General features: G+C 50.4%; 3 protein-coding genes. 1 reads left to right on the top strand and 2 read right to left on the bottom strand.

All coding sequences use genetic code 11. From position 1 onward, the window contains the following. On the top strand, positions 1 to 275 hold a 275-nt coding region (locus tag VMT62_01765), incomplete at its 5' end, for a hypothetical protein (protein HVN95131.1). Between the two features lie 127 nt (positions 276 to 402). On the opposite strand, the gene VMT62_01760 is transcribed toward VMT62_01765, so the two are convergent. Continuing rightward, positions 403 to 951 carry a hypothetical protein gene (locus tag VMT62_01760; protein ID HVN95130.1) on the bottom strand — a complete coding sequence of 183 codons (549 nt, stop codon included), beginning with the start codon at positions 949 to 951 and terminating at the stop codon, positions 403 to 405. Between the two features lie 117 nt (positions 952 to 1068). Next, positions 1069 to 4002: PAS domain S-box protein (locus tag VMT62_01755; GenBank protein HVN95129.1), on the bottom strand; the 2934-nt coding region annotated here is incomplete at its 5' end.

Below are 4002 nucleotides of genomic sequence, written 5' to 3'. Positions count from 1 at the left end.
GGACCCGACCGAAGCGAGTGATCGGAGACAAGGCCTATGACAGCGACCCGGCTCGCAAGCGTTTGAAGAAGAGAGGCATCAATCTTCTTGTTCCGCATCGAAAAACCATCGCAACGTCAATCGACAGGATGACCGACTATGGGATCGCTACAGGAGACGATATGCAATCGAGCGAACGTTCAGTTGGATCACAAACTACCGACGCATCGTCGTTAGATATGAGAATCATATCAATATGTTCGTGGCCTTCTTCCAGCTCGCGTGCGTCATGGTAACGTTGAAAAAATGTTTATGAGTTTTGCAACCACGTCTAAGAAGCGCTAAATTCAGGAAGCGCTTTGGAAAACAGCAAGCTTGTGAATTCGTCAAAGTTCTACCATGGCCAATTTCTATCATGGCAGCTCAGCGCAAATCTCCCGGTGCTAAGATCGTCGACTTACCCTCTTTATCCTTCTTTCCAGGGCTAATCCTTTCAAACACGACGCCACAGTAGGGGCACTCGCTGGGAGAAGATGGATCTTTAGGCTTCTGACACTTTGGACAGAGGTCCATCGTACTTTCCTCGTCCTTCTCTGAATCTATATTCTGGCTTACTCTGCGCTTCCGAGTACTTATTGCGTCAGAGATCGCCTTCGAGACCCTCGTGTCCAAATAATATCCCGAATTTAAAATGCGGTCGGTCAATGTCTCCGAGGGTTCTTCAACAATGCCGACAGCGGTAGATGCTGATAGCTGCGGGCGCTGCCTTTCTTCCATCCCAGGAGCCTTTTTCTCCCGCCCGTAGTATTCATATTCCGATAGCAGCCCCTTTTCAATGAGTGCAGCGTAAACCCGTTTCAGTTGAACGAGGCTGATTCCGTATTTTTCCAAAAGATAGAAGTCATCGGGTTTTTCCCTGAAGGAAGCGAGAAATTCTTTGGCCTTAATGGTCTTTTGGGGGGTCTCATTCATTGAATCTGCGTCCTCCTATCGGAGTCTATGCATAATTATGCAGCCTACTGCCTTCTCTGGATCAGGCACTCGATACCCCTTTCTAACCCATTGGCGGAAGGCTAATCGAGAGCAATCTCAATCCTCGTCGAGTATCCTGCGAACATCGCGGAGCAGTTCCTTTATGCGGAACGGCTTGTTTACAAAGCCCTTTGCACCCATGTGAAGCATCTCTTTTACTGACGCATCAGCCGAATACCCGCTGGCCACAAGGACCTTTACTTGGGGATCAATTTTCTGCAGCTCCCGGAGACATTCCCTACCACCCATCTCTGGCATAATCAGATCCAAGACTACCAAGGAAATGTGTGTTCGCTCCTTCTTCAACAGATCCAGGGCTTCTCTGCCGTTCCCTGCCACAAGCACCTGGTAACCTGCCTTGCCGAGAATCCTGACCCCCAGCTCTCTTACAAACTCTTCATCGTCAACGAGCAGAATGGTTTCGATACCGAATGCAGGCACAAAGTCGCTGTCTTGCACCCTTTGTTCCTCCTGGTTTTCTATGGCAGGGAAATACACCTTGAACGTGGTTCCCCTGCCTGTTTCGCTGTAACAGATAATGTGACCGCCGTGCTGCTTGATGATTCCGTACACCGTGGCCAATCCCAGCCCAGTTCCCCTTCCCAATTCCTTGGTAGTAAAAAATGGCTCGAAGATATGTCCTAAAGTTTCCTTGTCCATTCCCTGGCCGGTATCAGAAACACAAAGCAAAACATAGGAGCCTGGTTTGGCTTCCAGGTGCAGTCGGCAGTAATCTTCGTCGAGTATCACGTTTTCGGTACTGATAGTGAGGGACCCTGTCTCGCCCATGGCATCCATCGCATTCACCACAAGGTTCATGATTACCTGGTCAACCTGACCCGGATCTGCGTTCACCCTCTCCAAGTCCTCTGCCAGTTCAAGCCGAATGTCTATCATTCGTGGAATGGTGCGCCGCAGGAGTTCTTCCACTCCCTTTACTTGCCTGTTAATGTCCAAAGGAACGGGCTTGGAATCAGCCTTTCTACCAAACGCGAGAAGCTTTTGTACCAATTCGGCCCCGCTTTGAGATGCATGATGGATCTTGTGAAGGTCTTCATATTCGGCATCATTCGGGCTTTTCTCGTTGAGTAAGAGTTCTGAGTACCCGAGGGTAACCTGGAGAAGGTTATTAAAATCATGGGCGATACCGCCCGCTAGCGTCCCCACTGCCTCCATCTTCTGGGCCTGGAGGAGCTGCTGTTGAACTGCCAGCTCATCAGTAACATCCCGCTTCACGGCCACGAAATTCACAATCCTTCCGGCTCTATCTCGGACCGGAGAAATTGTAGCGTCCTCCGTGTAAAGCTTTCCATCCTTTCTCCTGTTGATAAAACGTCCCCTCCAAACCTTGCCGTGCGTGATACTATTCCAGAGGTCTCTGTAGAATCCCTCTTCCTGTTCACCACTTTTCAGAATGCTCGGGTTCCTACCGAGCACTTCATTCTTGGTATATCCGGTGATCTTTTCGAACGCAGGGTTTACGTACTGGATTGACCCAGAGGGATCAGTGATCACTATTGTCTCCTCCGCCTGTTCCACTGCTGTAGCCAGACGCCGACGAGCAAGTTCCGAGCGCTTTCGACCTGAGACATCTCTCAGCCATACCTGCACACCCGGCTCGCCTCTCACTGTCATTGCTCGGGCGGTGATCTCACCGTCGAAGAACGTACCGTCTTTTCGCTGCAATTTGACCTCGTACGGTGAGACAACCTCCTCGCCTCGCATGCGGGCAATGGCTCTCTGGCTTGTTACTGCCCGGTAATCCGGATGATATATTAGCCAGTGATCCAGCCCCTGCACTTCCTGAGGAGAATAACCCAACATCTCGTGGAGTCGTGAGTTGGCGAAAATGATCTTTGAACCCTGTTGGACAAACATGCCATGAAAACTTTCCTCCACTAGATTACGATACCACTCGTGACTTTCCTTGAGTTCCTCTTCCATCTGCTTGCGTTCAGTAATATCGGTCGCGAAGACCTGTACCGCGGGCCTGCCTTTCCATGAAATTGGACCGGAATCAATTTCTATCCACCTGGTTTTTCCGTCCTTAGTCAATACCCTGTGAGCATAACGCTCCGGGATCTCCTCTCCTTGGGCCCGCCGCAATGATCGGTTCACAACCATGTCCCGGTCATCGGGGTGGATGAATTCCCCGAAAGGTCTAGAGAGCAACTCCTCCTGACTGTATCCCCAGATTCTCGCAGCGGCCGGATTCACGAACCTGTGATATCCGTCCTGAGCAACAAGGATTGCTTCGTGAGCCTTCTCCACCAGGACCCGATACTTTTCTTCCGATTCTCGCAGAGCCTCTTGCACCTGTCTTCGGTCTGTCACGTCAATGACGATAGAAAACAAAACTGTCCTCCCACCAAAAGCAACGGGCCCGGTATAAACTTCAACATCTCGGACTTCCCCGCCAGCCAGACGGTGGCGGAAGTCAAAGAATCTCTGTTGCTGCTGTTTAGCCTTTTGGAGTAGCTCAGATATCTTTTCCTGGGGAAGGGTGTTGATTTCGGTAATCTTCTTTTTCACCAGTTCTTCCCTGGAATAGCCATAAAAGGCACACGCTGCTGGACTGCAGTCCTCTATCTTGCCGGTCTCTGGATCGATGAGCAGCATCACTACATGCTGATTTTCAAAGATGGCCCTGAAGCTCTTCTCACTCCTACTTAGGGCTTCCTCGGCCTGTTTTCTTTCTGTTATGTCCGTGATTGCGGCAATGGTTCCCCTGGAAGGATTAAACGGATCTAGAGCTTTCATCCTTATGTGGCCGTCAAAGATGGAACCGTCTTGTCGTATGAACGTGGCATCGGTTTGAGTGACGAGCCCAAGGCTTAGGTCCGGGTACATTTCTTTGCCGACCCTTTCATACTGTGCCTGCGAGGGATAAACTATCGAGGCATCCTGATCCATGTACTGTTGGCTTTCAAAGCCGAACATCTCCTCCCATGCTCGATTTACCCATTTGATTTTCCTTTCTTCCGTAAGCCC

Source organism: Syntrophorhabdaceae bacterium (assembly GCA_035541755.1).
Taxonomy (GTDB): domain Bacteria; phylum Desulfobacterota; class Syntrophorhabdia; order Syntrophorhabdales; family Syntrophorhabdaceae; genus PNOF01.
Note: the sequence above shows the minus strand (reverse complement) of the source record. Positions and strands in the feature narration are given on the sequence as shown.

What these genes read in the sequence shown, in the direction of transcription:
- VMT62_01760 (HVN95130.1), bottom strand. Translation starts at nt 951, where the DNA reads ATGAATGAGACCCCCCAAAAGACCATTAAGGCCAAAGAATTTCTCGCT.